Source organism: Nocardioides sp. (assembly GCF_050699375.1).
GTDB lineage: Bacteria > Actinomycetota > Actinomycetes > Propionibacteriales > Nocardioidaceae > Nocardioides.
In genome coordinates this window covers 1-2,899 of the sequence record NZ_JBOHDN010000381.1, presented here as the reverse complement: position 1 = coordinate 2,899, position 2,899 = coordinate 1, and the positions used below count along the sequence as shown (strand labels likewise).

General features: G+C 70.2%; 3 protein-coding genes. All 3 read left to right on the top strand.

Annotated elements, in window-relative coordinates; all coding sequences use genetic code 11:
• Nucleotides 1-311, top strand: a 311-nt coding sequence (locus tag ACRDPS_RS24930) for an acyl-CoA dehydrogenase family protein (protein ID WP_431504366.1), incomplete at its 5' end; no start/stop codon positions are given.
• A gap of 70 nt (nucleotides 312-381) precedes the next feature.
• Nucleotides 382-1,569: an acyl-CoA dehydrogenase family protein gene (locus ACRDPS_RS24925; protein WP_431504365.1), complete on the top strand. Its 1,188-nt coding sequence runs from the start codon at nucleotides 382-384 to the stop codon at nucleotides 1,567-1,569.
• Between the two features lie 11 nt (nucleotides 1,570-1,580).
• Nucleotides 1,581-2,681 carry an acyl-CoA dehydrogenase family protein gene (locus ACRDPS_RS24920; protein WP_431504364.1) on the top strand — a complete coding sequence of 367 codons (1,101 nt, stop codon included), beginning with the start codon at nucleotides 1,581-1,583 and terminating at the stop codon, nucleotides 2,679-2,681.
• The last annotated feature ends 218 nt before the right edge of the window (nucleotides 2,682-2,899 follow it).

The following is a 2,899-nucleotide window of genomic DNA, read 5'->3' as shown; positions in this document are numbered from 1 at the left end:
GGGTGCGGCTCGAGCAGCTGCGCCTCCTCGTCCTCAAGACCGCCTGGCTGATGGACACCGTCGGCAACAAGGGCGCCCACACCGAGATCCAGGCGATCAAGATCGCCACCCCGGCGACCGTCCAGTGGATCCTCGACAAGGCCATCCAGGCACACGGCGCCGGCGGTCTCTCGCAGGACTTCCCGCTGGCCAAGGCGTACGCCGGCATCCGCACCCTCCGCTTCGCCGACGGGCCCGACGAGGTGCACAAGAACGCCTTGGCGAAGGCCGAGCTGCGCAAGCAGGCGGCGCGTCGAGAGGGACGGCAGTGAACGGCCGCCGGTGGTCGAGCTTGCCGAGATCACGCTTCGAGGCCCGACTGCCGCGAGCGGAGGGCCCCCGATGACACCCGACGAGCTGCGCGGCCGCGTCGAGGCATTCCTGGCGGAGCACCCGGTCGAGACGACCGATCCGAGCGCCTTCCTGCACGCGCGCTATCAGGCCGGGCTGGCGTGGGTCGCGTTCCCGGAGGGCGAGGGTGGTCTCGGTCTCTCCCGGGCCCTGCAGCCGCTCGTGTCCGACCTCTTCGAGGGGGCCGGTGCCCCCGGGAACAACCCGCGCCGCAACGGGATCGGGCTCGGTATGGCCGCGCCGACGATCCTGGCGTACGGGACTCCGGAGCAGAAGTCGCGCTTCCTGGAGCCGTTGTGGTGCGGTGAGGAGATCTGGTGTCAGCTCTTCTCCGAGCCCGGTGCGGGCTCCGACCTGGCCGGTCTGGCCACCCGAGCGGTCCTCGACGGTGACGAGTGGGTCGTCAACGGCCAGAAGGTGTGGACCTCGGGCGCACACAACGCCGACTTCGCGATCCTGGTCGCGCGCACCGACCCGGATGTCCCGAAGCATCGCGGCCTGACCTACTTCCTCTGCGACATGCACGATCCCGGGGTCGAGGTCAGGCCCTTGCGTCAGATCACCGGCGAGGCGGAGTTCAACGAGGTCTTCCTCACCGATGTGAGGATCCCCGACGCCCACCGCCTCGGTGCGGTCGGCCAGGGCTGGGAGGTCGCCAACGCCACGCTCAACAACGAGCGCGTCGCCATCGGTGGCGCTGCGATGCCCCGCGAGGGCGGGATGCTCGGTGTGGTCACCGAGTCGTGGCGTACGCATCCCGGCCAGCACACTCCGGAACTGCGCGACCGGCTCCTGAAGCTGTGGGTCGAGGCCGAGGTGGCCCGGCTGACCGGCAAGCGGTTGGGGCAGAAGCTGGCCGTCGGCCAGCCCGGCCCCGAGGGATCGGCGATGAAGCTCACCTTCGCCAAGGTCAACCAGGAGCTCTCCGGCCTCGACCTGGAGCTGCGCGGCGAGGAGGGTCTTCGCTACGAGGATGGCGATGGCTGGGCGATGGTCCGACCGGATCAGGTCGAGTTCACCGGCCGCGACGCGGTCTATCGCTACCTGCGCGCCAAGGGCAACTCCATCGAGGGCGGCACCTCGGAGATCCTGCGCAACATCGTGGCCGAGCGCGTCCTCGGCCTCCCCGGCGAGCACCGGGTCGACAAGGACGTTGCCTGGAAGGCCATCCCCCGATGAAGGAGCCCGCTATGACTGATGTCGAGCTGCTCGACAACGAGCTCGATGCCGACCTGCGTGCCACGGTCAGGTCGTTCCTGGCCGAGCACTGTGACCCTGCCGAGGTGGTCAAGGCGTACGACGGCGACAACTCGCTCACGCCCGTTCTGTGGAAGGGGCTCGCCAGCGAGCTCGGTCTCGCCGGGCTGCTGATCCCGGAGACGTACGGCGGTGCCGGCGCGTCCGCTCGCGAGGCCGCCGTGGTCCTGGAGGAGCTGGGCCGGGCGGTTGCACCCGTGCCGTTCCTCACCAGTTCCGTCGTCGCGACCTCGGTCCTGCTGGCCGGACCCACCGAGGCCGGCGTCGACCTGCTCGCCGGGCTGGCTGCGGGCGATCGGACCGCGGCGCTGGTCGTCTCGCTGTCGGCCTCGGTCTCGGCGGGGGTCAACTCGACAAGCTCGTCAGGCTCGACCACCGTCCGCTCCGTGGCCGGTGCCCTGGAGGCGGACACTCTGCTGGTGCCGGTCGCGGTCGGCGACGGCATCGAGATCCGGGCTGTCCCGGCAGACCAGGCGACGATCACCCCGGTCTCGTCGCTCGACATGACCCGACAGCTGGCCGACGTCGCCCTCGACCCGGCCGCCGGTGAGGTGGTCGTCGCTGCGGAACATGGTGCCGAAGGCGTACGCGCCGGTCTCCTGGCCGGCACCGCGCTGATGGCCTCCGAACAGGTCGGGGTCGCGCAGTGGTGCCTGACCACCACGGTCGAGTATCTCAAGGTGCGGCGGCAGTTCGGCCGGATCGTCGGTGGCTACCAGGCGCTCAAGCACCGGCTCGCCGACCTCTACACCAGCGTCGAGGGCGCGGGCGCCGCGGCGCGCTACGCCGCCGGCGCGCTGGCCCTGGGGAACGCCGAAGAGGCAGCGATCGCGACCCACGTCGCCGCCGCGTACTGCGGTGATCTCGCCGTCACCGCCGCCGAGGAGGCCGTGCAGCTCCATGGCGGCATCGGGATGACCTGGGAGCACCCCGCCCACCTCTACCTCAAGCGAGCCAAGGCCGACCAGATCGCGTACGGCCTCCCCAGCCTCCACCGCGACCGCCTCGGCCACCTCGTCCACCTCACCCTCTGACCCCTCCCGCCTCGACCTCCCCTCTTGCCGAAAGGTCACTTCTGCAGGCCGAGACGTCAACTGCGCAGGCCGAGACGTCAGTTCTGCAGGTCGAGAGGTCGGCGGAATCCAGCGGTCTAAGCAACATCCCTGATGAAGGAGTGTTGCGGTGGCTTATCCGGCAGAGGTGTGGTCGCGGTTCTTCGATCTGGCGTGTTCGGGTACGTCGCTGCTGCAGG